21 protein-coding genes are annotated in these 21,889 nt (G+C 71.4%); 11 read left to right on the top strand and 10 right to left on the bottom strand.

Annotated features, from left to right (window positions below; all coding sequences use genetic code 11):
* Nucleotides 1-50 precede the first annotated feature (50 nt).
* Nucleotides 51-956: a class I SAM-dependent methyltransferase gene (locus tag SLINC_RS28015; RefSeq protein ID WP_067438355.1), complete on the top strand. Its 906-nt coding sequence runs from the start codon at nt 51-53 to the stop codon at nt 954-956.
* Here SLINC_RS28015 and SLINC_RS28010 read toward each other — a convergent pair.
* The gene (locus SLINC_RS28010; protein WP_067438352.1) at nt 953-1,660 is read right to left on the bottom strand and encodes a TetR/AcrR family transcriptional regulator; all 708 of its coding nucleotides are present in this window, start codon (nt 1,658-1,660) and stop codon (nt 953-955) included. The two genes, SLINC_RS28015 and SLINC_RS28010, sit on opposite strands and share 4 nt — an antisense overlap.
* 73 nt (nt 1,661-1,733) lie before the next feature.
* Between SLINC_RS28010 and SLINC_RS28005 the strand changes: the two genes are divergently transcribed.
* The gene (locus SLINC_RS28005; protein WP_067438349.1) at nt 1,734-3,167 is read left to right on the top strand and encodes an FAD-dependent oxidoreductase; all 1,434 of its coding nucleotides are present in this window, start codon (nt 1,734-1,736) and stop codon (nt 3,165-3,167) included.
* Between the two features lie 12 nt (nt 3,168-3,179).
* On the opposite strand, the gene SLINC_RS28000 is transcribed toward SLINC_RS28005, so the two are convergent.
* On the bottom strand, nt 3,180-4,760 hold the full coding sequence (locus tag SLINC_RS28000) for an acyl-CoA mutase large subunit family protein (RefSeq protein WP_067438347.1): 1,581 nt from the start codon (nt 4,758-4,760) through the stop codon (nt 3,180-3,182).
* 108 nt (nt 4,761-4,868) lie between these two features.
* On the opposite strand from SLINC_RS28000, the gene SLINC_RS27995 reads away from it, so the two are divergent.
* Entirely contained in the window at nt 4,869-5,711 is an 843-nt protein-coding gene (locus SLINC_RS27995) for a L,D-transpeptidase family protein (RefSeq protein ID WP_067438344.1), read from the top strand.
* 158 nt (nt 5,712-5,869) lie between these two features.
* Here the strand turns inward: SLINC_RS27995 and SLINC_RS27990 are convergent, their stop codons facing one another.
* The 4 genes from SLINC_RS27990 to SLINC_RS27975 form a co-directional block, all read right to left on the bottom strand.
* On the bottom strand, nt 5,870-7,015 hold the full coding sequence (locus tag SLINC_RS27990) for a hypothetical protein (protein WP_067438341.1): 1,146 nt from the start codon (nt 7,013-7,015) through the stop codon (nt 5,870-5,872).
* Nucleotides 7,015-7,677, bottom strand: a complete 663-nt coding sequence (locus tag SLINC_RS27985) for an RNA polymerase sigma factor (protein ID WP_067438337.1) — start codon at nt 7,675-7,677, stop codon at nt 7,015-7,017. The genes SLINC_RS27990 and SLINC_RS27985 overlap by 1 nt, the downstream gene beginning before the upstream one ends.
* Before the next feature lie 418 nt (nt 7,678-8,095).
* Complete coding sequence (locus SLINC_RS27980; protein WP_182449211.1) at nt 8,096-9,025, bottom strand: hypothetical protein; 930 nt, start codon at nt 9,023-9,025, stop codon at nt 8,096-8,098.
* Nucleotides 9,026-9,175: 150 nt separating this feature from the next.
* Entirely contained in the window at nt 9,176-9,793 is a 618-nt protein-coding gene (locus SLINC_RS27975) for an RNA polymerase sigma factor (protein WP_067438331.1), read from the bottom strand.
* 274 nt (nt 9,794-10,067) lie between these two features.
* Between SLINC_RS27975 and SLINC_RS27970 the strand changes: the two genes are divergently transcribed.
* A complete protein-coding gene (locus tag SLINC_RS27970; protein WP_067438328.1) occupies nt 10,068-12,722 on the top strand; it encodes an N-acetylmuramoyl-L-alanine amidase in 2,655 nt (884 codons plus the stop codon).
* 100 nt (nt 12,723-12,822) lie between these two features.
* On the opposite strand, the gene SLINC_RS27965 is transcribed toward SLINC_RS27970, so the two are convergent.
* From SLINC_RS27965 to SLINC_RS27950, 4 genes are all read right to left on the bottom strand, one after another.
* Nucleotides 12,823-13,218, bottom strand: a complete 396-nt coding sequence (locus SLINC_RS27965; RefSeq protein WP_067438325.1) for a hypothetical protein — start codon at nt 13,216-13,218, stop codon at nt 12,823-12,825.
* Nucleotides 13,219-13,384: 166 nt separating this feature from the next.
* Nucleotides 13,385-13,948 carry a hypothetical protein gene (locus SLINC_RS27960; protein WP_067438322.1) on the bottom strand — a complete coding sequence of 188 codons (564 nt, stop codon included), beginning with the start codon at nt 13,946-13,948 and terminating at the stop codon, nt 13,385-13,387.
* A gap of 75 nt (nt 13,949-14,023) precedes the next feature.
* The gene (locus tag SLINC_RS27955) at nt 14,024-14,614 is read right to left on the bottom strand and encodes a hypothetical protein (RefSeq protein ID WP_067438317.1); all 591 of its coding nucleotides are present in this window, start codon (nt 14,612-14,614) and stop codon (nt 14,024-14,026) included.
* Between the two features lie 117 nt (nt 14,615-14,731).
* Entirely contained in the window at nt 14,732-16,351 is a 1,620-nt protein-coding gene (locus SLINC_RS27950) for a beta-N-acetylhexosaminidase (RefSeq protein ID WP_067438314.1), read from the bottom strand.
* A gap of 250 nt (nt 16,352-16,601) precedes the next feature.
* On the opposite strand from SLINC_RS27950, the gene SLINC_RS27945 reads away from it, so the two are divergent.
* The 7 genes from SLINC_RS27945 to SLINC_RS27915 all read left to right on the top strand — a co-directional run bounded on the left by SLINC_RS27945 (nt 16,602) and on the right by SLINC_RS27915 (nt 21,883).
* Entirely contained in the window at nt 16,602-17,198 is a 597-nt protein-coding gene (locus SLINC_RS27945) for a 2-oxo-4-hydroxy-4-carboxy-5-ureidoimidazoline decarboxylase (protein WP_067438311.1), read from the top strand.
* 157 nt (nt 17,199-17,355) lie between these two features.
* On the top strand, nt 17,356-17,736 hold the full coding sequence (gene sdhC, locus SLINC_RS27940) for a succinate dehydrogenase, cytochrome b556 subunit (protein ID WP_079164753.1): 381 nt from the start codon (nt 17,356-17,358) through the stop codon (nt 17,734-17,736).
* A 5-nt stretch (nt 17,737-17,741) separates the two neighbouring features.
* A complete protein-coding gene (locus tag SLINC_RS27935; protein WP_067438305.1) occupies nt 17,742-18,224 on the top strand; it encodes a succinate dehydrogenase hydrophobic membrane anchor subunit in 483 nt (160 codons plus the stop codon).
* 23 nt (nt 18,225-18,247) lie between these two features.
* Complete coding sequence (gene sdhA / locus SLINC_RS27930; RefSeq protein WP_067438302.1) at nt 18,248-20,002, top strand: succinate dehydrogenase flavoprotein subunit; 1,755 nt, start codon at nt 18,248-18,250, stop codon at nt 20,000-20,002.
* Nucleotides 20,002-20,781, top strand: coding sequence for a succinate dehydrogenase iron-sulfur subunit (locus SLINC_RS27925; RefSeq protein WP_067438299.1), 780 nt, complete (start codon nt 20,002-20,004; stop codon nt 20,779-20,781). The genes sdhA and SLINC_RS27925 overlap by 1 nt, the downstream gene beginning before the upstream one ends.
* 158 nt (nt 20,782-20,939) lie before the next feature.
* Complete coding sequence (locus SLINC_RS27920) at nt 20,940-21,542, top strand: hypothetical protein (protein ID WP_067438296.1); 603 nt, start codon at nt 20,940-20,942, stop codon at nt 21,540-21,542.
* Nucleotides 21,539-21,883, top strand: a complete 345-nt coding sequence (locus tag SLINC_RS27915) for a hypothetical protein (RefSeq protein ID WP_067438293.1) — start codon at nt 21,539-21,541, stop codon at nt 21,881-21,883. Before SLINC_RS27920 ends, SLINC_RS27915 begins: the two co-directional genes overlap by 4 nt.
* Nucleotides 21,884-21,889: the final 6 nt, after the last annotated feature.

Genomic DNA, 21,889 nt, shown 5'->3' with positions numbered 1-21,889 from the left:
GTTCAGCCGGCCGACCGATTCTCCGGCGCGCAGCGAGCAGATACCCATGCATGGCGACTGCACACCCCACTGACAGGCTGCCCGGCGAACTCTCGGACGTCCCGGGCTGGTTCCCCCCGCTCGACCAGGTGCTGTTCACCTGGCTCCTCGACCGGCAGGAGGCCGGCGGCTTCCGCGGCGACCTGCTGGAACTCGGCGTATACCTCGGCAAGAGCGCGATCCTCCTCGGCCGGCACCGGCAGGACGGCGAACACTTCACCGTCTGCGACCTGTTCGGCGGCGAGGCACCGGACGGCGCCAACCGCGCCGAGACCGCGAAGTCCTACTCCTCCCTCACCCGCCAGGCCTTCGAACGCAACTACCTCTCCTTCCACCCCGAACTGCCGCGCGTGATCGAGGCGCCGACCTCCGTGATCTCCGGCGAGGTGGCCCCGAAGACCTGCCGCTTCGTCCACATCGACGCCTCGCACCTGTACGAGCACGTCCACGACGACATCGGCGCGGCCCACGAGATCCTGCTCCCCGACGGCATCGTCGTCCTCGACGACTTCCGCTCCGAGCACACCCCCGGCGTCTCGGTCGCCACGTGGGAGGCGGTGCTGAACCGCGGGCTGCGGCCGATCTGCCTCAGCACGCAGAAGCTGTACGGCACGTGGGGGGATCCCGAGGCCGTGCAGGAAGAACTGCTGGAGATGCTCCGCGGCCGGTCGGACGTCGGGCTGAGCGTGCAGCACGCGGCGGGGCACCGGCTGGTGCGGGCGCGGTCGAAGGGGATGCGGGAGCCGGAGTTTCCGCGGTCGCGGCATTACGTTGCCACTGCGCCTGAGCCGGTTGCTACGTCGGTTTCCGCCCCGGTGCCCAAGCGGCGGCGGTCGCCTGTGCGGCGGGTCGCTGTGGATCTGCTGCCGCCTGTTGTTACGCGGGCGGTGCGGAAGGGGTTGAGGGGGCGCGGCTAAGTGGTTGTCCGCGGGTTCGTCGTGGCTGGTCGCGCAGTTCCCCGCGCCCCTGAAGGGGCGCTGACGTACCGTTTCTCGATTCCTGCGAGCACCAGCTCCAGGCCCTCCTCGAAGTGTTCGTCGTAGTTCTGGAAGATTTCCGTGCCCGCCGCGGCCGACAGGGGGAAGTCGGCCATCAGGCGGGTGCGTTCGGTCAGGTCGTACCCCTCGCGGCGCTCGCCGGGGAGGGGTTCGACGCCCTGTTCCTCGGTGACGAAACCGAGGGTGTAGAGGTATGTCGTGGAGGTCGCGCGGACCGCCTGGGGGAGGGTGAACCCGGCGGCCGTGAGGAGGCGCAGGCCGTCCTCCATCTGCTCCACGTGCACCAGCCCGGTGAACCGTGACCCGCTGAAGACCTTCGCGCCGTCGCGGTAGCCGAGCAGTGCCGCGCGCAGTCCGCGGTTGGACTTCAGCAGCCGTTCTTGCCAGGTGTCGTCCGGGTCGAGCGGTGTCCCGGCGACCATGCGGCGGAACATCTCGGTCGCCATCTCGTCGAGCAGCGCCTGCTTGTCCTTGAAGTGCCAGTACAGGGCGGGCGCCTTGACGTCCAGCTCCTTGGCGATGGCACGCAGGGTCAGGCCGTCCAGGCCGACCTCGTTCAGGAGCTTCAGCGCGGTGTCCGCGACCCGTGTGCGGTCCAGGGGCGTCCGGCGTTCCGTAGTCACGCTTGACAGCTTAACAACGTTAAGGGCATGGTCGTACCCGATGGAACTTAACAGCGTTAAGGAGAGTGGCCGTATGGACACCGACGTACTGGTCGTCGGCGCGGGGCCGAGCGGGCTCGCGCTCGGTATCGACCTGGCCCGGCGCGGGATGGACGCGCTGGTGGTGGAGAAGGGCGACGGGCTGTTCCCGGGCTCGCGCGGCAAGGGGATCCAGCCGCGCACGATGGAGGTCTTCGACGACCTGGGCGTCCTGGCGGCGATCCGCGCGGTCGGCGGCGGCTATCCGGTCGGGATGATCTGGCAGGACGGCGAACGGGCCGGTGAGCACCGGATGTTCGACGCCGCCGAGGTCACCGACGACTCCCCCTACAACGAGCCCTGGATGGTGCCGCAGTGGCGCACCCAGGAGGTGCTGTTCGCACGGCTGGAGGAACTGGGCGGCAAGGTGGCCTTCGGGCGGGAGGCTACCGGGCTCACGCAGGACGCCGAGGGCGTGACGGTGGGCTTCGCGACCGGCCCGGACCTCCGCGCCCGCTACCTGGTCGCCGCCGACGGCGGCCGCTCGACCGTCCGCCGCGCCCTCGGCATCGCCCTGACCGGCGAGACGGTGGACCCGAACCCGACCCTCGTCGCGGACGTCCGGATCACCGGCCTCGACCGCGACAACTGGCACCTCTTCCCGCCCAGCGCGGACACCGACGGCTTCCTCGCGATCTGCCCCCTGGCCGGTACGGAGGACTTCCAGGTCATGGCCCGGTTCCCGGAGGGCACGGCGGTCGACCTCTCGCTCGACGGCATCCGCGAGGTCGTCGCCGCCCGCTCCCTCGACGGCATCCGCGAGGTCGTCGCCGCCCGCTCCCACCTCGCCGCGCAGGCCGTCACGCAGGTGCGCTGGGCCTCCGACTTCCGCCCGCGAGCGGCCCTCGCCGACCGGTTCCGGCACGGCCGGGTCTTCCTCGCGGGCGACGCCGCCCACATCCACTCCCCCGCGGGCGGCCAGGGCCTCAACACCAGCGTCCAGGACGCCTACAACCTGGGCTGGAAGCTCGGTGCGGTCCTGCGGGGCGGGGCGGACCCGGCCCTGCTCGACACCTACGAGGAGGAGCGCCGCCCCGTCGCCTCCGCCGTGCTCGGCCTCTCCACCAGCGTCCACCGGGGCGAGACCCGCCGCGGCGACGCGACCCGCCAACTCGGCCTCGGCTACCGGGACTCGTCCCTCACGGAGGAGACCCGGCCTCAACCGGGACCCATCCGGGCCGGCGACCGCGCCCCCGACGGCACGCTGGGCGGCCTACGCCTGTTCGACGCGTTCCGGGGCCCGCACTGGACGCTGCTCGCGATAGGGGTGGAGCCCTCGGAACCAGCCACGTCGGTCCATGTGGTCACCGGTGAGGAGCAACCGACGTACGGAAGGGGCCTGTTCCTGATCCGCCCGGACGGCTACGTCGGCTGGGCCGGCGAAACCCCGGTCGGTCTGCCGCAGTACACGGCACGAGTAGGTGCCTGAGGCAGTCGGACCTCAGAACGCGTCCGACGGAACATACGTCCCCCACACCCCGCGCAGCGCATTGCACACCTCCCCCACCGTCGCCCGGGCCCGCAACGCGTCCTTCATCGGATACAGCACGTTGTCCTCCCCCTCCGCCGCCTTCCGCAGAGCGCCCAGCGCCGAATCCACCGCCGCCTGGTCCCGCTCCGCCCGCAACCTCACGAGCCGCTCCACCTGCTGCGCCTCGATCGCGGGATCGACCCGGAGCGGCTCGTACGGCTCCTCCTCGTCGAGCTGGAACCGGTTGACGCCGACCACGACCCGCTCGCCGGCGTCGGTCTCCTGAGCGATCCGATACGCGCTGCGCTCGATCTCGCCCTTCTGGAACCCGTGCTCGATCGCGGCGACCGCCCCACCGAGGTCCTCGACCTTCCGCATGAGGTCCAGCGCGGCCGCCTCCACGTCGTCGGTCATCCTCTCGACGACGTACGACCCGGCGAAGGGATCGACCGTCGCGGTCACATCGGTCTCGTGGGCGAGCACCTGCTGGGTACGCAGAGCCAGCCGCGCCGCCTTGTCGGTGGGCAGCGCGATCGCCTCGTCGAAGGAGTTGGTGTGCAGGGACTGGGTGCCGCCGAGCACCGCCGCGAGCCCCTGGACGGCGACGCGCACCAGGTTCACCTCGGGCTGCTGGGCCGTCAGCTGCACCCCCGCGGTCTGGGTGTGGAAGCGCAGCATCAGCGACTTGGGGTTCTCGGCGCCGAACTCCTCCTTCATCACCCGCGCCCAGATCCGGCGGGCGGCCCGGAACTTGGCGACCTCCTCCAGGATCGTCGTACGGGCGACGAAGAAGAAGGACAGCCGGGGAGCGAAGTCGTCGACGTCCATGCCGGCCGCGACCGCCGTGCGGACGTACTCGATGCCGTCGGCCAGCGTGAACGCGATCTCCTGCGCGGGCGAGGCGCCCGCCTCGGCCATGTGGTAGCCGGAGATCGAGATGGTGTTCCACTTCGGGATCTCGGCCTTGCAGTACCGGAAGATGTCGGCGATCAGCCGGAGCGAGGGCTTGGGCGGGAAGATGTACGTGCCCCGCGCGATGTACTCCTTCAGCACGTCGTTCTGGATGGTGCCGGTCAGCCGGTCCGCGCCGACGCCCTGCTCCTCCGCCACCAGTTGGTAGAGGAGCAGCAGCAGCGCGGCCGGCGCGTTGATCGTCATCGACGTCGACACCTTGTCCAGCGGGATCCCGCCGAACAGCACGCGCATGTCGTCGATCGAGTCGATGGCGACGCCCACCTTGCCGACCTCGCCGTGCGCGAGGGGCGCGTCGGAGTCGTGGCCCATCTGGGTGGGCAGGTCGAAGGCGACCGACAGGCCCATCGTGCCGTTGGCGATGAGCTGCTGGTAGCGGGCGTTGGACTCCGCGGCCGTACCGAAACCGGCGTACTGGCGCATGGTCCAGGGGCGGCCGGTGTACATCGACGGGTAGACACCGCGGGTGTAGGGGTAGGCCCCGGGCTCGCCGAGTTTCTCGGCGGGGTCCCAGTCTTCCAGGGCCTCGGGGCCGTAGACGGGTTCGATGGGCAGTCCGGACTCCGACTCACGCGTCATGCCCACCACGGTATTGCGGTCTCGGCCGAGGCGCCCCGGAACCGTTCGCAACCGGTCACCCCTGGGGAGACATCTGGGAAGGTGCCGGTGAGACGACGGAGGGCCTGGATGCGTAGTACGGGCATGGGGAGAGCGTTCACCGCACTGCTGGCGCTGACGGCGGTCGCCGTCTGCGGCTGCACGGTCGAGGCCACCGACCAGGACGGGAAACCGCAGGGCCCCATCCGCATAGAGGTGCCGCAGCGCGGCACACCGCCCGCGGACGACGACCCGGAGCCGAGCGGACCGAGCCGCACGCCGCCCGCCACCAGGGCCGCGCCCGCCGTCCTGTGGTCCCGGGGCGACACCGGCCGTGACGTCCGCGAGCTCCAGGCCCGGCTGCGCCAGGTCGCCTGGCTCTTCGACGGTCCGACCGGGACGTACGACGACCTCACGGAGCGGGCGGTCAGGGGTTTCCAGGGCAAGCGCGGGCTGCCGCGGACGGGGCGGACGGACACCGTCACCTGGCAGCGGCTGCTGAGGATGACCCAGGAGCCCGGCCGGTGGGACCTGTATCTGATGGGCGGGCAGCCGGCCGACGATCCGGACCCGCGCTGTCTGACCGGCCGGGCGCTGTGCATCAGCAAGACCAGCCGCACCCTGCGCTGGATGATCGACGGGCGGACCGTCACCACCGTGCCGGTCCGCTTCGGCTCGCAGTACACGCCCACCCGCGAGGGTGTGTTCAGCGTCTACTGGAAGTCCCGCCACCATGTGTCGACGCTCTACGACTCGCCGATGCCGTACGCCCTGTTCTTCAGCGGCGGCCAGGCCGTGCACTACTCGTCCGACTTCGCGGCCCGCGGTTACGCCGGCGCCTCGCACGGCTGTGTCAACGTCCGGGACGAGGCGGCGATCGCGGATCTGTTCGCGCAGGTGAGGAACGGCGACAAGGTCGTCGTCCACTGGTGAGGCGCGGGGTGCGGATATGGGGCGCGGGCGGGACCGGGGGAACGTGTCCCGCCCGCGCCGAGGTGCACGAGCCGTGGGTACGGGGGGAACCCCCGGCTCTGTGCGGCGGCCGATGACCAGTCGGCTCACTCATTACTGCGCCGGAGGGGCCGGAAACGTCACACCCTTCCGGCGAAAAAGTTCGAAGTCCTGGAAAACCGCAGCTCAGAGGGGTCCTTCGCAAGGCTCTTGAGAGGGGCGGCACCGCTGTTCACACCGAACCCGACCCGTCCGTGACCGAGGTGGCGGCCGCCGTAGCCGTCGCTCTCCCCTCTGCCCCGGTCCCGGTCGTCCCGCTCCCGGTCGTCCCGGTGCCCGTCGCCGCCCCTGCCCCTCCCCCTGCCTTTGTCGCCGCCTTCGTCGTCGCCCCGGCCGTCCTTCCTGACGCCGTTCCTGACGTCGGTGTCGGAGCGCCCGGTGGAGCCGTCGGCGGAGTTCGGGGCGGCCAGCAGGCCCTTGCAGTAGTCCTTCACTTGCGAGGGGCCGCCCGCCGCGCCCTCCAGGGTGCGTCTGCGGTCGGCGTTCAGGTTCTTGCCGTCCCGTACGTCGCGGCAGGCCGAGGGAGCGCCGCGCCAGGCGCCGGGCTGCTTCGACCGGCCCTCGCTGCCGGTTCCGGTCCCGGGGGGCGCGGAACCCTCCCGTGCGGTGTCCCTCGGAGGCTGCCGGCCGGTGTCGTTCTCGGCTCCGTCGGGCCGGGGCTCGCTGTGGGCGGCGGGCGGCGACGGGGAGACGAACGGGCGGTTCGGGGTCGCCGCCGCCGAGACCGTGGCGGCGGGGTCCGGCTCGCTGTCGCCCACGCCGGGCAGGAATCCGATGCCGACCGCGGCGGCGACCCCGCCGACCATCCCGACGGTCAGCGCGGCGGCCAGCCCGAGGCGCAGGGCACGGCCTCGGCGGGGGCGCGGATCGTCGGCACGGTCGGCGGGGTCGCCGATGCGCACGAGTCCGGCGTCGGAGGAGTCGGAGGAGGGGACACGGGTGCGGTGACCGGGGGCGGGCACGCCGATCCAGTCGTCCGCGCGGTCCGCGCGGACCTTGCGGAAGGCGGCCAACGCGGCGGCCTCGCCGGGGAGTTCGGCACCCGGCGGGGGTTCCACGGAGAGCGAGTCGAGGGTCTTCGCCAGACGTTCGGCCTGGTCGCGGTCGGCCGCGTCGACAGCTTCGAGTGAGGCTCCGCTCAGCAGAAGCTCCGCCGTTTCGCGGTTCAGCCACCGGCCGGGGGTCCGAGGGGTGTCCCCCGGAAAATCACAGCGCTCGTCGGCCATCACATGTCCTTCTGCGTCCGTGCGCGCATATGCGTCACACCTGCGGACGTCACCGCGTCGGCGCGCGGTTCTCGCTGCGGCGGCAGCGCGTCGAGCACACCGGCCGCGTCCGGATCGCCGTCGAGCAGCTCGGCGAGCCGTTTCAGACCACGGTGCGCGGCCGTCCGGACGGCGCCCGGGCGCTTGCCGAGCGTCTCGGCGGCGGTCTTCGCGTCGAGGCCGACGACCACGCGCAGGACGACGGCCTCGGCCTGGTCCTGCGGCAGCCGGGCGATGAGGGAGAGCGTGCTGTCGGTGGCCATCGACTCCATCGCCTCGCCCGCGGTGTCGGACTCGGCGGGCTTGCCGGTCAGCTCCGTCTCGTCACCGCCGATGGCCGGGCGGCGGCCGCGCATGCGTATGTGGTCCAGTGCGCGATTGCGGGCTATCCGGGCGGCCCAGCCGCGGAAGCGGTCCGCGTCCCCGCTGAACCTCTCCAGGTCACGCGCTATCTGGAGCCAGGTCTCGGACGTGACGTCCTCGGCGTCCGGGTCGCCGACCAGTGTCCGGACGTACCCGAGCAGCCGTGGGTGCACGGCGCGGTACACAGTCCGGAACGCGGTCTCGTCCCCGTCCTGTGCCGCAAGCACCGCGGTCGTCAGCTCCGCGTCGTCCCCCAGCACCCGCTAAGTCCTCATACATGGTCGAGTCGATGGTCGCGACATGGTCGAGTCGTCGCTCGTGGCCTCGGCCCCCTGATGGGCTTCGGGCCCCTGATGGTCGCAATGATCATTCAACTTTTCGCGCCCGGCGCGAAAGGCACGTTACGACCTGAAACCGCTGCTCGTCCATGTCCGCACAAGGTGCAACAAGCTTGTGATGCGATGCCCGGCGGCGGGGGTGTGACAGAAAACGCGTGCGCGACGCTGTAGAAAGTACGGGCCGCCGCGCGGCCCGTGCCGCGCGACGGCCGGGGCCTCTCCTGTGGGGGGTGGCGGCCCCGGCCGTCTCCGCGGTTTACCGGGCGGTCAGAGGACTCACCTCGGCCTCACCCGGCAGTGCGATCCCCGTGCGGGGATCCTGCGGGAGGCACCTGAACCGCTAGTTCTTCTCCTGGGCCGCGTCGGCGGGCGGACCGGCCTTGTCGGCGCCCGAGCCCGACTCCCCTGTCGTGCCGCTCTGACCCGTCGTGCCGGTCCGGCCTGTTGTGCCGCTCTGGTCGCCCTGGTCGTCCTGGCCGCTCTGTCCGGTCCTGTCGGCGGGCCGGTCACCTCCGGTCGGGCGCTCGTTCTGCTTGGTGCCCGTGCCGTCGTTGGCCTCGGGTGCCTTGCCCGGCGAGGCCGGCTTGCCCGTGTTCTTCTCGGCCGCCGCCGCGTCCTTCAGTCGCTCGGCGCAGTAGGCGGTGACCTTCGTCTCGCCGCCCGCCGCCGTGACCAGTCGCCGCCAGGCCGTCGCCTGGAGCGCGTTGCCGTCGCCGCCGACCTCGTCGTAGGCACGGCAGTGGGCCAGGAGGTCCTTCGCCGTGGCCGGCCGGTCCGACGGTACGGCGGTGGCGCGGGAGCCCGGGGAGGGCGAGCCGTCCGGCCGGGTCGAGCCGCTCGCCGAGGGGTGCGGACGGCCCCGGTCGTCGTCGGTACCGCCCGCGGCGGGATGCGAGGTGCCGATCGCGGCGAACGCGGCGCCGCCCAGGGTGAGGCTCGCCAGCACCACGGAGAGAGTGGTCCGCAGCGAGCGCGAGGCGCGCCGCTCACGGGGCCGCCAGTCGTCCCGGCGGCGGGTACGGGCCCGGTGCGTGCCCGCGTCCCGCGCCGCCCGGAAGGCGGCCACGGCCCGCTGCTCCGCCTCCGCGTCGACCCGGTCCACGCGCAGGGCGGCACCGAGCAGGGCCTCCACGGTGCTCAGACCGACGGAACCGGTATCAGGGCGTCCGGTCCCGTGAGGGCCGAATACAGGGGGTTCCGTCGCACCGCCGGGGCGCCCGGAGACACGCCGACGGCCGTGGCCCCCGTCGTCCTTCTTCCGCTCACCCATGCCCTGACCGTCCCTGTCCGTCCCTGTACGACCCGATCGCGGCGCATCCGTTGCCGTGCTGTCCGCCCTCAGGGGCCACCGCCCCGGCATCCGCCGCGCCGACCCTGCCAACGGTCATGCCGCAGGCCCTGCCGCCGGTCATGTCGCCGGTCATGTCGACTCCCCCAGCGTTCGGGGGCTCTCATCCGTCACACCCTCCGCGCCCAGCTGCCGGGCGAGCCGCTTCAGCCCCCGGTAGGCGGCGGTGCGTACCGCGCCGGGCCGCTTGCCGAGGACGCGGGCGGCGGCGGGCCCGTCCAGACCGACGACGACGCGCAGCAGTACGGCCTCCGCCTGGTCGCGCGGCAGACCGCGGACCAGGTCCAGGGCGTACTCCGTCGACATGGACTCCAGCGCCTGGTCGTACGTGCTGCCGGGCCCGGGCAGGTCCAGGACGTCCTGTTCGAGCGTGCTCGGCCGGGGCCGTACCTTCTGCCGGCGCAGGTGGTCCAGGGCCCGGTGCCGGGCGATGGTCGCGCTCCAGCCCCGGAACCCGGCGCCGTCGCCCTGGAACCGGCCGAGGTCGCGGGCGATCTCCAGCCAGGCGTCGGAGGCCACGTCCTCGGCGTCGTCGCCGACGATCCCGCGCAGATACCCGAGCAGCGCGGGCTGCACGATGCGGTAGGCGACCGCGAAGGCCGTCTCGTCACCCTGCTGGGCCCGCGCGACGGCCGCGCCCAGTTCCCCGTCGTACGCCTGCGCGCGGCGGGGTTCGCCTCCCTGGCCCAAGAACTGTCCTCGTCCGTACCGAGTCCGTGGCGGAGCCGCGTCGTGCGGCTTCGCCGCCGTCGCCTCCGCCCCCACGGTCCTCAGCGTCGGATCCCACAGAAGTGTCACTGCTCGTCAGCCATCTCTCCGGCCCGCCGGTCTCGCACCGGTCGTTCACCCCAGCGCAGACGGCCCCGAAAACGTCACCGGTGACATCCGCGCATCCCTGTGCGCTCTGTGAGTGCCACCTGTGGGACAGGTGGGTTTTCTGTGACCGATTTCCAGGGGTGGGGTAGTGAGTCCGCGTAAGACCCATGCGTACAAGCCGTTGAGTCTCGGGCGAAGAGCCTGGCTGACGGCCGGGGCCGTCGTCCTGAGCGGCGCGGGCGTCGTGACGTACGCCATCGCGGATCCGTCCGCGCGGACCGACGCCGGGGCGCAGGGCCGCAAGCCGTCGATCCACACCCTCAAGCTCAAGAGCGAGGGCTCGGGCCGTCGGGTGCTGGACCGCCGGGCCACCGACCGCTTCAGCGCGGTGCTGTTGACCTGGAACGACCCCCAGGCCGACGCCAAGGGCACCCCCGAGGTGCGCACCCGGGACCTGAGGACCGGCAGGTGGTCCGGCTGGCAGCAGCTGGAGCACGAGCCGAACCAGGCCGACGGCGCCGAGGGCGAGCGCGCGGCCGTGCGCGGCGGCACCGCCTCGCTGTGGACCGGCGACTCCGACGGCGTCGAGGTCCGCCTCGTGAAGGCCGACGGCACCGAGGCCGGCGGCCAGCCGGCCGGCATGGACGTCAAGCTCCTGGACCCGGGCACCGACCCGCACGCCCCTGAAGGCCTGGAGCCGGCGGCGTACGCGGAGGAGACGGGCACGCCGACGGCGACGCCCACGGACCCCACGTCGGCGCCCGCCACCGAATCGGCCACCCCGACGCCCCCGGCGACAGCCACACCCACGCCCACCGCCACGGCGTCCCCGACGGTGTCCGCCTCCCCGACCCCCACCGTCCCCGCCCCCCGCCCCTCGACGGTCGTCAAGCCGCCGGTCATCACGCAGGCCGAGTGGGGCGCCTCCACGGACTACGACGGCACGCCGGGCTACGGCACCGAGATCAAGGCCGCCGTCATCCACCACACCGGCACGGACAGCGACAACACGCTGTCCTGCGCCAAGTCCCGGGCCCGGATGCGCTCCATCCAGCAGGAGCACTTCTCCCGCGGCTACTACGACATCGGCTACAACTTCGTCGTCGACCGGTGCGGGCAGATCTTCGAGGGCCGCAGCGGCGGCACGGACCTGCCGGTGACCGGCGCGCACGACGTCGGCTTCAACAGCAACACGGTCGGCATCTCGTACATCGGCAACTACGAGTCCGCCAAACCGAGCCGCGCCGCCCTCGACGCGATCGCCCGGATCGTCGCCTGGAAGTTCGGGATGTACGGCATCGACCCGACGGGCAAGGTCACGCTGACCTCCGGCGTGGACGCGGGCGTCGACGGCAACAGGATCGCCAAGGGCCAGTCGGTCACCCTGCCGCGCGTCTTCGGCCACCGGGACACCAACGCCACGGCCTGCCCCGGCAAGAACCTCTACCCCAAGCTCCCGCTGATCGCCGCGCTCGCGAAGACCCCGGGCGTCTCGCACGCCCTGGCCACCTCCGACTACAACCGCGACGGCGTGAGCGACCTGGTCGCGGGCGTGCCGAAGGCCAACACGGTCAAGGTGGTCCCCGGCGGCGTCGACGGCCCGGTCCCGGCGGCGAAGGTGTCACTCACGCAGAACAGCCCCGGCGTCCCCGGCTCCACCGAGACCGGTGACGCCTTCGGCGCCGCGACCGCCTGGGGCGACGTCAACGGCGACGGCCACGCCGACCTCGCGATCGGCGCCCCCGGCGAGGACGACACCAGCGGCAACGCCGACCGCGGCGCGGTCACGGTCATGTACGGCCCGGCCCTGACCACCGGCTTCTCGTACAACACCTCGGGCGTCACGGCCGCGGGCGCCAGGCTCGGCTCCGCCCTCACCGTCGGCGACTTCAACGGCGACGGCAAGGCGGACGTCTTCTCGGCCGGCGCGGGCCGCGGCGGCACCTGGAACGTCCGGCTGAGCAGCACCAGGTACACCTACGGCAAGCTCACCTCCGCCACCGGCTCCCTCGCCTACCTGGACGCCGCGACCGGCGACTTCAACCGGGACGGCTACGCCGACGTCGCCCTCAACTACCGCGACACCGGCGGCATCGGCCGGGTCGTCCGCTTCGCGGGCTCCTCGGCCGGCCTGGCCAAGGTCGGCGTGATCTCCGTCAAGGGCGGCCGCTCGATCGCCGCGGGCGACGTCAACGGCAACGGCTACGACGACATCGTCATCGGCCAGCCGGTCGCCTCCGAGTCGGGCGGCAGGTCGGGCGGCCAGATCACCATGGTCCCGGGCACGTCCGCGGGCTTCACCACCACCGGCATGACCGTGATCCACCAGGACACGGCGTACGTCCCGGGCGGCAACGAGTCCGGCGACGCCCTCGGCTCCTCGGTAGCCGTCGGCGACTTCAACGCCGACGGCTACGCCGACGCCCTGGCCGGCGCCCCCGGCGAGGACCTCACCCGCGACGGCGCGGGCCGCGCGGACGCCGGCAACGCGATCCTCCTCAGGGGCAGCGCCTCCGGCCTCACCGGCTCGGGCTCCGTGGGCATCTCCCAGGACACCTCGGCCCTCCCGGGCGCCACCGAGACCGGCGACCGGTTCGGCTCGGCGGTGTCCCTAACGGACCTGTCCGGCTACGGCCGCGCGGACCTGACGTTCGGCGCCGACGGCGAGGACGGCACGGACGGGATCCTGCTGTACCTCCCGAGCAACAGCACGGGCCTCGGCTACGGCGACTCCGTCCTCTACAGCAAGTCCACCCTCGGCACCCCGACCGACGGCCGCCTGGGCCAGACGCTGACGCCTTAGGGCCATACCGGCGCGAAAGGGCGCCCCGCCACGGACCCGGAGCAGACCCGGGCCGGGCGGGGCGCCCTCGTCGTTCACGCGCCGGGCGGCACCGGATCCGTCAGAACCCGTTCGCCGCCGCCGTCGCGTCCCGGCACAGCAGCCGCAGCGACCCGTCCCCGGCGAAGCACCGGCGCGCCTCGTCGATCGGGTCCCACAATCTCCCGTCGGGGGTACGGATCCAGTGCTCGCCGCCGGTCGCCAGCCACTCGGCGCCGGTCTGGCGGACGATCACCTCACCGGCGTAGGCCCCGAATCCGCGCAGCACGTCGGCCACGGCGGGGTACGGAGGTCGTTCCCGGCGTATGTCGTCGATCATGCGGTCGAGGCGCCAGAGGCTCTGCGCCGAGTAGTCGAGGCGCAGCCGTGCCCCCTCGCGCAGCGCCGTCACCGCGTCCGCCGCCCATCGAACCGGCTTGGTCGCAGCCGAGGGCCTGGTCTCCTGCTGAGTCGTCACATCCCGGAAAGCGCCACGGGACAGCGTTTCGTCACCCCGATTCGAGGGGTTCCCGGGACCGGTGCAGGACTGCCCCACCTCCCCCGCACGACAGTCACAGGACTCGCCCAGGAACAGGGGTTTACCCCTGTCAGGACCCGCCCGGAGCCTGCCCGGGCCGGCTCCGTCAGCCCCGCCCGCGCGCCCGGCGCGACACCACCGCGCGCAGCACCCGCCGCCCCTCGGTCGACACCTCCCGCGCCCGGCGCAGCCCGCCCGCCCCGTGTTCGGCGAGCAGCTCCAGGACGAGGGTCTGGCGCCTCAGTTCGGCGGAGACGAGCGGCGACATTCCTTCCGTACGGCCTTCCCTGCGCGCCTCGACCCCGTCGTCCGCCGCGGGCGCGCCGACCTCCAGGAGCCGGTGGATCCGGAGCGCGGCCACCGAACAGGCGTCGGCCCACACCCGTATCTCGGCGGCGGCCAGGTCTGCGGGAGCGGCGGCGAGCATACGGCGGGCGAGCAGCGCGGCCTCCTCGTCGCCACCGGTACCGGCGTCACCGGCCTTGCTGCGCACCTGTTCCCAGAGCTCGCCCCACCGGTCGGCGTACCCGTCCTCCGCGAGCCCGGCCCACAGCGGCCGCAGCAGTTCGTCGTCCCCGCCCAGCAGAGGCAGACACCGGTCCAAACAAGCCAACCCGCTGGCGGCCAGCCCGCGTTCGTCGGCCTGACCGATCAGTTCCACCAGGCTCATCAGACCTCCCTCACCGGACGGCCGTCCCTAACGGAGGCCGCACTTCCCCTTACTGCGCGCGACGGACCGGGAGTGTCACAGGGGCACCACGCCGAGCCGGTCGAGCAGGCGGAAGAACAGGTTTTCGGCCAACTCGCCCGCGCCGCTGTCGGGGTCGGCGAACAGCACGTCGAGCACCGGCTGGGCGGCCACGACCTGCCCGGCCTCGGCGGCCCAGGCGACGGCCCGCTCGGCGGCGTCCCGGGGATGCAGGAAGTAGTCCTCCAGGACGGGCCGTTCCTCGGTGTCATCGACGCCATCCGCGTCATCCGCGTCATCGGCCTCTTCGCCCGACCCCGCGGGACCGTCGTCGTCACCTGTGTCGACGCCGAGGTGCGCGGCCATCGCGGTGCGGGCCAGACAGGCCGTCCACACCCCGCTCTCCGGCCCCGCCGCCTCCACGACCACCGACGCGCTGTCCATGACGTACCCGAAGAGCGCGGGCGCCCCGGTCTCCCCGGCGAGCGCGCTCATCTTCCCGACGTCCCCCTCGCCCGGGTACTCCCAGACCTGCCACCCGTCCGGCGCCGACACGCGCAGGACCATGCCCTCCGCGTTCGGCAGTGTCCTCAGCTCCGCGAGGGGCCGCTCGGCGCGGCCCACGACGAAATATCCCCAGAAACCCATGTCCGTCCCGATCCCCCCGGCTGCTCGGCGCGACTCAGCGCAGCTTGGGCCGAATACACCACAGTCGTACGGCAGTTCGCAGGCAGACGGGACAATCCGCCCCCGGCACGCCGGCGTTCAGCCCAGCCGGTCGGCGAGCGCCCTGAACTCCGTCCAGGACAGCGCCGGCTCGCGCGGATCCCACAGCTTCTGCACGGTCGCCCTGAGCGGCATCCGGATCCCGGCCGCGACCTGCGCCTGCGTCTGGGAGTTCGGCAGGTCGCCCCACACCGCGAAGGACCCGCCGAGGATCTGGTCGTCGTACTTCGAGGGCACCGCCTGCGTGCCGCGCACGACGAGCGGTGTCCAGCGCTCGTAGATCCGCTGCCCCGTCGGATAGACGAAGGTGAGCGGCTGCCCGAGGACGTAGTACAGGAACTCGTCGTTGTAGTTGACGAGCTTGCGCCCGGCGCCGAGGTACTCCGCCGGCGGCCGCGCGCCGATCTCCTTGCCCGTCCAGTAGGCGACCCGGAGATCGTCCGCGGGCCGGACGGACGTACCCCGGAAGAAGCCGTCGTTCCACGCGCGCGGGGTCCTGCCGAGCGCCCGGACGGTGGCTGCGCGGTCGTTGAGCCACCCCGTCGTCAGATCCGAGACGGTGGCGCCGGAGCCGTAGGCCTCCCGGGCGGCGGTGGCCAGCTGCGGATAGGTGGCCGCCGGGTTGGAGACCATCAGCGCGCGGTACTCGTCGCCGCCGAGGTGCCACTCCGCGCCGGGGAACAGCTCGGCGTACTCCTTCAGCAGATCGTCGACGATCTCGGCGGAGGCGGGCTTGGAGATGTCGATGGCCCCCTGCGGAGCCAGCCCGGCCGCGCTGCGCAGCTGCAGTTCGGGGTGTGCGTCGATGACGGCCCCCAGATGCCCGGGCGAGTCGATCTCCGGTACGACGGTGATGTGCCGCTGGGCCGCGAGCGCGACGATCCGCCGCACCTGCGCCTTGGTCAGACGGTCCCGCGAGACGACCTCCGGGTGCGAGTCGGACTCGATGCGGAACCCCTGGTCGTCGGAGAAGTGCAGGCCCAGCTGGTTGAACTTCAGATCACCGAGCTCCCGCACCCGGTCCTCGATCCAGGCGGCCGTGAAGTGCTTGCGCGCGATGTCCACCATCAGCCCGCGCACCGGCTTGGCCGGCTCGTCCCGTACGACGCCCTCCGGCGCCGCACCGCCGCGGCGCACCTCCTGCTTGAGCGTGCGGGTGCCGTAGAACACACCCGCGTCGGCGGGCCCGCTGATGGTCACCCGCCCGCCGCGCACGGTCATGGTGTACGACTCCGGGTCCGCCCCCTCGTCACCACTGAGCGCCAGCCGTACGTCCCCGGCGCGCACGTCGGCCGTCTCGCCCGCGTACGACATCCCCAGCTCTCCGGCGAGCAGCCGCCCCTCGTCGGCCAGGTCCCCGTCGCTCACGACGACCCGCAGCCCCTTCTCCGGCTTCCAGCCGGGGCCACGCGCGGGGGTGTGCGAGCGGACGGCGGGGATGGTGCGGGGGGCCTTGGACAGGGGGTACCAGCGGGTCGGACTGGGCGTGGGAGTCGGGCTCGGGCCGGCGGCCGTGTCCTGGGACGCCCCGGCGGGCCCGCCGCCGTCGCCGTCACCGCCGGTGGCCCACAGACCGAGGCCCACCCCGGCCGCGACCGTCACGACGACCACCGCGAGGACCAGCACCCAGGTCCGCCGCAGGGCCGCTCTGGCCGACATCCCGGGTCCGTTCGCCCCGGGTCCGTTGGCCCCGCGCCCGCTCCGGCTCCATCCGTTCCGGCCCTGTCCGTGCTGACTGCGCCTGTGCTGGTTCACGGCGCCAACCTAGGGCCTCGGGCGTCCCGTCACGTCCACCACACGTTCGCAAACTCTCCCGTTCGGATGAAATTCGCGCATCGGTCGGACACGTCCGGGCGTCACTCGATAACGTGGCGCCACATCGCTCACAGCTTCCCCTGTCGAAACACACGTGACGCCCACACATCTTCCTGGCCGAGTCGCCATACCGTCGCTGCCCGAGCAGCCTCGCAGCGCCCCTCTGGACCGGTTCAACACCGCCCCCGTCGACGATCTCCGCCCCACCCTCCTCACCTGCCTCCGCAGCCACCGCTGGGCCACCCGCATCGCGGCCCACCGCCCGTACCCGGATGTGGACGCCCTCCTCGCCGCGTCGGACGAGGCGTCGTACGACCTGACGCCGGGCGATCTGGCCGAGGCCCTGGCGGGCGAGACCCTGCCGGGGCTGCCGACGGACGCGTACGGCGCCGCGCACATGGCACTGGACGCGGCGCAGGCGGCGTACGAAGCCAGATTCGGTCACCAGTTCGTCATCTGTCTCGACGGCCTGGCCCCCGAGGAAGCCCTGGACCACGTCCTGGCAGGCATCCGGTCACGATTGACAAACGATCCGGAGGAGGAACGGGTGGTCGCGGCGGAGGAGCTACGGCGCCTTGCGAGAGGACGGCTGCTGTCCCACCTAAGGGGCGCGGGGAACGGCGCGACAAGCCACGACGGCGCCGCACCCGGCACACAACGTCACACACCACCCCATACGCCGCAACGCTAACCCATACGCGTGCCACTTTGATCACACAGATAGGCCCGGCGTAAGCCCAGCGCCAGCGCCTCGCTACGATGCTGGGGGCCGGTGGACCGTACCCGGCCGGGCCCGTCCGACACAGAAGCCGGCGCGGCCCCAATCCCCGCTCCCGGAGGGTTCTTCCGTGCCGGCTGGAACGCTGTACCGCGGCCGGGAAGGAATGTGGTCCTGGGTGGCTCATCGAGTCACCGGCGTCCTCATCTTCTTCTTCCTGTTCGTTCACGTGCTGGACACCGCGCTCGTCCGTGTCTCCCCCGAGGACTACGACAAGGTCGTAGCCACCTACAAGACCCCGCTCGTCGCGTGCCTGGAGTACGGCCTCGTCGCCGCCATCCTGTTCCACGCGCTCAACGGCCTGCGCGTCATCGCCGTCGACTTCTGGTCGAAGGGCCCGCGCTACCAGAAGCAGATGCTCTGGACCGTCGTCGGTGTGTGGGTCGTACTGATGATCGGGGCGATCTACCCCGTCCTCGGCCACGCCGCTCGTGAACTGTTCGGGAGCTGACGCGCATGTCCACTGCTGAAAAGACCGCGTCCGGTATCGGCCCCGTCGAGGGCGATTCCCTCTACGGCGTCGACAACCCGGCCCCCCTGATCGAGGCCCCGCGCAAGCGCACCAAGAAGACCCCGAAGAGCACTCGGGGCAACTTCGAGATGGTCGCGTGGCTGTTCATGCGCCTGTCGGGCATCGTGCTGGTCGTCCTCGTCATCGGCCACCTGCTGATCCAGCTGGTGCTGGACGGCGGCGTGTCGAAGATCGGCTTCGCCTTCGTGGCGGGCCGCTGGGCCTCGCCGTTCTGGCAGGTCTGGGACCTGTTGATGCTGTGGCTGGCCATGCTGCACGGCGCCAACGGCCTGCGCACGATCATCAACGACTACGCGGAGCGCGCGAACACCCGCCTGTGGCTGAAGGGCCTGCTCTACACCGCCACGGTGTTCACCATCCTGCTGGGCACGCTGGTGATCTTCACCTTCGACCCGAACATCCGCTAGGCACGGGGCTGAGGCAACCACTCATGAAGATCCACAAGTACGACACCGTCATCGTCGGCGCCGGCGGCGCGGGCATGCGCGCGGCCATCGAGTCGACGAAGCGCAGCCGCACCGCCGTGCTGACCAAGCTCTACCCCACCCGCTCCCACACGGGCGCCGCGCAGGGCGGCATGGCCGCCGCGCTGGCCAACGTGGAGGAGGACAACTGGGAGTGGCACACCTTCGACACGGTCAAGGGCGGTGACTACCTGGTCGACCAGGACGCCGCCGAGATCCTGGCGAAGGAGGCCATCGACTCGGTCCTCGACCTGGAGAAGATGGGCCTGCCGTTCAACCGCACCCCGAACGGCACCATCGACCAGCGCCGCTTCGGCGGTCACAGCCGCAACCACGGCGAGGCCCCGGTCCGCCGCTCCTGCTACGCGGCCGACCGCACCGGCCACATGATCCTCCAGACGCTGTACCAGAACTGCGTCAAGGAGGGCGTGGAGTTCTTCAACGAGTTCTACGTCCTGGACCAGCTGATCACCGAGGTCGACGGCGTCAAGCGCTCGGCCGGTGTCGTCGCCTACGAACTGGCGACCGGCGAGATCCACGTCTTCCAGGCGAAGGCCGTGATCTACGCGTCCGGCGGCTGCGGCAAGTTCTTCAAGGTGACGTCCAACGCGCACACGCTGACCGGCGACGGCCAGGCGGCCGTCTACCGCCGGGGCCTGCCGCTGGAGGACATGGAGTTCTTCCAGTTCCACCCGACCGGCATCTGGCGCATGGGCATCCTGCTGACGGAGGGCGCCCGCGGTGAGGGCGGCATCCTGCGCAACAAGGACGGCGAGCGCTTCATGGAGAAGTACGCGCCGGTCATGAAGGACCTCGCGTCCCGTGACGTCGTGTCCCGCTCCATCTACACGGAGATCCGCGAGGGTCGGGGTTGCGGCCCGGAGGGTGACCACGTCTACCTGGACCTGACTCACCTTCCCCCGGAGCAGCTGGACGCCAAGCTGCCCGACATCACCGAGTTCGCGCGCACCTACCTGGGCATCGAGCCGTACACGGACCCGATCCCGATCCAGCCCACCGCGCACTACGCGATGGGCGGCATCCCGACGAACGTCGAGGGTGAGGTCCTGGCGGACAACACGACGGTCGTCCCGGGCCTGTACGCGGCCGGCGAGGTCGCCTGCGTGTCCGTCCACGGCGCGAACCGCCTCGGCACCAACTCGCTGCTGGACATCAACGTGTTCGGCAAGCGGGCCGGTATCGCGGCCGCCGAGTACTCGCAGAAGGCGGACTACGTCGAGCTGCCCGAGAACCCGGCGGAGCTGGTGGTGTCGCAGGTCGAGCGCCTGCGGGACGCGACGGGCACCGAGCGCGTGTCGGTCCTGCGCCGCGAGCTCCAGGAGACCATGGACGCCAACGTCATGGTGTTCCGCACGGAGCAGACGATCAAGACGGCGGTGGAGAAGATCGCGGAGCTCCGCGAGCGCTACCTGAACGTCTCGATCCAGGACAAGGGCAAGCGGTTCAACACGGACCTGCTGGAGGCCATCGAGCTGGGCAACCTGCTCGACCTGGCCGAGGTCATGGCCGTGTCCGCCCTGGCCCGCAAGGAGTCCCGCGGCGGTCACTACCGCGAGGACTACCCGAACCGCGACGACGTCAACTTCATGCGCCACACCATGGCGTACCGCGAGGTGGGCGACGACGGCACCGAGTCCATCCGTCTCGACTACAAGCCGGTCGTCCAGACCCGCTACCAGCCGATGGAGCGTAAGTACTGATGGCAACCCCGATCCTGGACAAGGCGGACGCGGCCGGCACGCCCGAGCCCGGCTTCGCCGACTCCCCGTACATCACGGCCACGTTCCGTATCCGCCGCTTCAACTCCGAAGTCTCGGCGGAGGCGACCTGGGAAGACTTCCAGGTGGAGATCGACCCGAAGGAGCGCGTCCTCGACGCCCTCCACAAGATCAAGTGGGAACTGGACGGCACCCTCACCTTCCGCCGCTCCTGCGCCCACGGCATCTGCGGCTCCGACGCCATGCGGATCAACGGCAAGAACCGCCTCGCCTGCAAGACCCTGATCAAGGACCTCAGCCCCGAGAAGCCGATCACGGTCGAGGCCATCAAGGGCCTCACGGTCCTGAAGGACCTCGTGGTCGACATGGAGCCGTTCTTCCAGGCCTACCGCGACGTCATGCCGTTCCTGATCACCAAGGACACGAACGAGCCGACCCGCGAACGCTTCCAGACGGCGGAGGACCGCGAGCGCTTCGACGACACGACGAAGTGCATCCTGTGCGCGGCCTGCACGTCGTCCTGCCCGGTCTTCTGGAACGACGGCCAGTACTTCGGCCCGGCCGCGATCGTGAACGCCCACCGCTTCATCTTCGACAGCCGTGACGAGGCGGGCGAGCAGCGCCTGGAGATCCTCAACGACCGCGACGGTGTGTGGCGCTGCCGCACCACCTTCAACTGCACGGACGCGTGCCCGCGCGGCATCGAGGTCACGAAGGCGATCCAGGAAGTGAAGCGAGCGCTGATCACGCGCCGCTTCTGATCTCCCTTTAGCGCCTCAGGGCTCTGTTTCCTTCACTTGGGGAACAGGGCCCTCTGGTGTTTTTGGCCGGTTCGCGCTCCTGCCGGTCGGCGCATTCCCCCGTCACACTCCTTTCGAACGTCCCGACCGTTCACGGGAGTTCGAGAAGGCGGGGGTGCGTGACGACACCGGAAGAAGAACTGACACCCGGCTGGCAACAGCCAACTCCACTGGGGTACGGGCATGGCGCCAAAGAAGCCCAGTTCGTCGCCGCTCCGCTGCTGGCGGCGGCCGCGCTCGGCCTCGCCGGAGTGGTGGCAGCGGCCAGGGAGAAGGTGTTCCTCCTACCGGGGCCGACGCTGCTCATGCTCGTCCTGTCGGCCATGTCCCTCATCTACAGCATTCAGCTGGCCTACCACGCACGTAAGTTCCTGTACTCGCAGCAGGACGTTCTCGACTGGTACGGCGCCGACATCGCCAGCCAGCCCCTGCTGTGGAAAGAGCTGCGCCGGGCCCAGAGCACCGACTTCAAGGTCTGGGAGAGGTACATCAGGGGAGCGAACCGCTACTTCAACAGGGGAACCGTGCTCCTCGCGTTCGGTGTCGCCGCGGCTCTGGCCCCCGGCAAGGACAGCAACCAGCCGTCCTGGCGGTGGTGGGCGGCGGGCGTCGTCCTCCTCTGCGCCGTCGGCGAGATCTCCTGGCAGCTGAAACTCAGACGCGAAGTCAACGACCGGTCACAGCGCAAGCGTCCCGGAATCGGCCAAGGAGGCTCTTCATGACCATGCACGCGGTGGTTCTGCCCGGTTACCAACAACCTCCGACCACCTGCATCATCGAAGGCTGTTACGCGAACCTCGGGATCGTGTCCAACACGATGCTCCACCGTCAGTTGTGGAAGCGCGCGCTGCGCTCGGGGCCGACCGCCATCGACGCCTACCTGGCCAAGTACAACGCCGAATTCCGGGGCAGGCACAAGCCCGGCTGCCTGATCGCGGACCTGCCGCCCGTGGTCCACGCCCTGTGCACGGGCGACCGTAACAGGGACGCCATCGAGCAACTGCGGGACGCCCTGCAAGAACTGACCGACGCCCGCGCCCGGGGCGACCAGGCCTCCGGCTGAACGGGG

The organism is Streptomyces lincolnensis (assembly GCF_001685355.1).
GTDB lineage: Bacteria > Actinomycetota > Actinomycetes > Streptomycetales > Streptomycetaceae > Streptomyces > Streptomyces lincolnensis.
The sequence above is the reverse complement of the archived record's forward strand: the minus strand, read 5'-3'. Positions and strand labels throughout refer to the sequence as shown.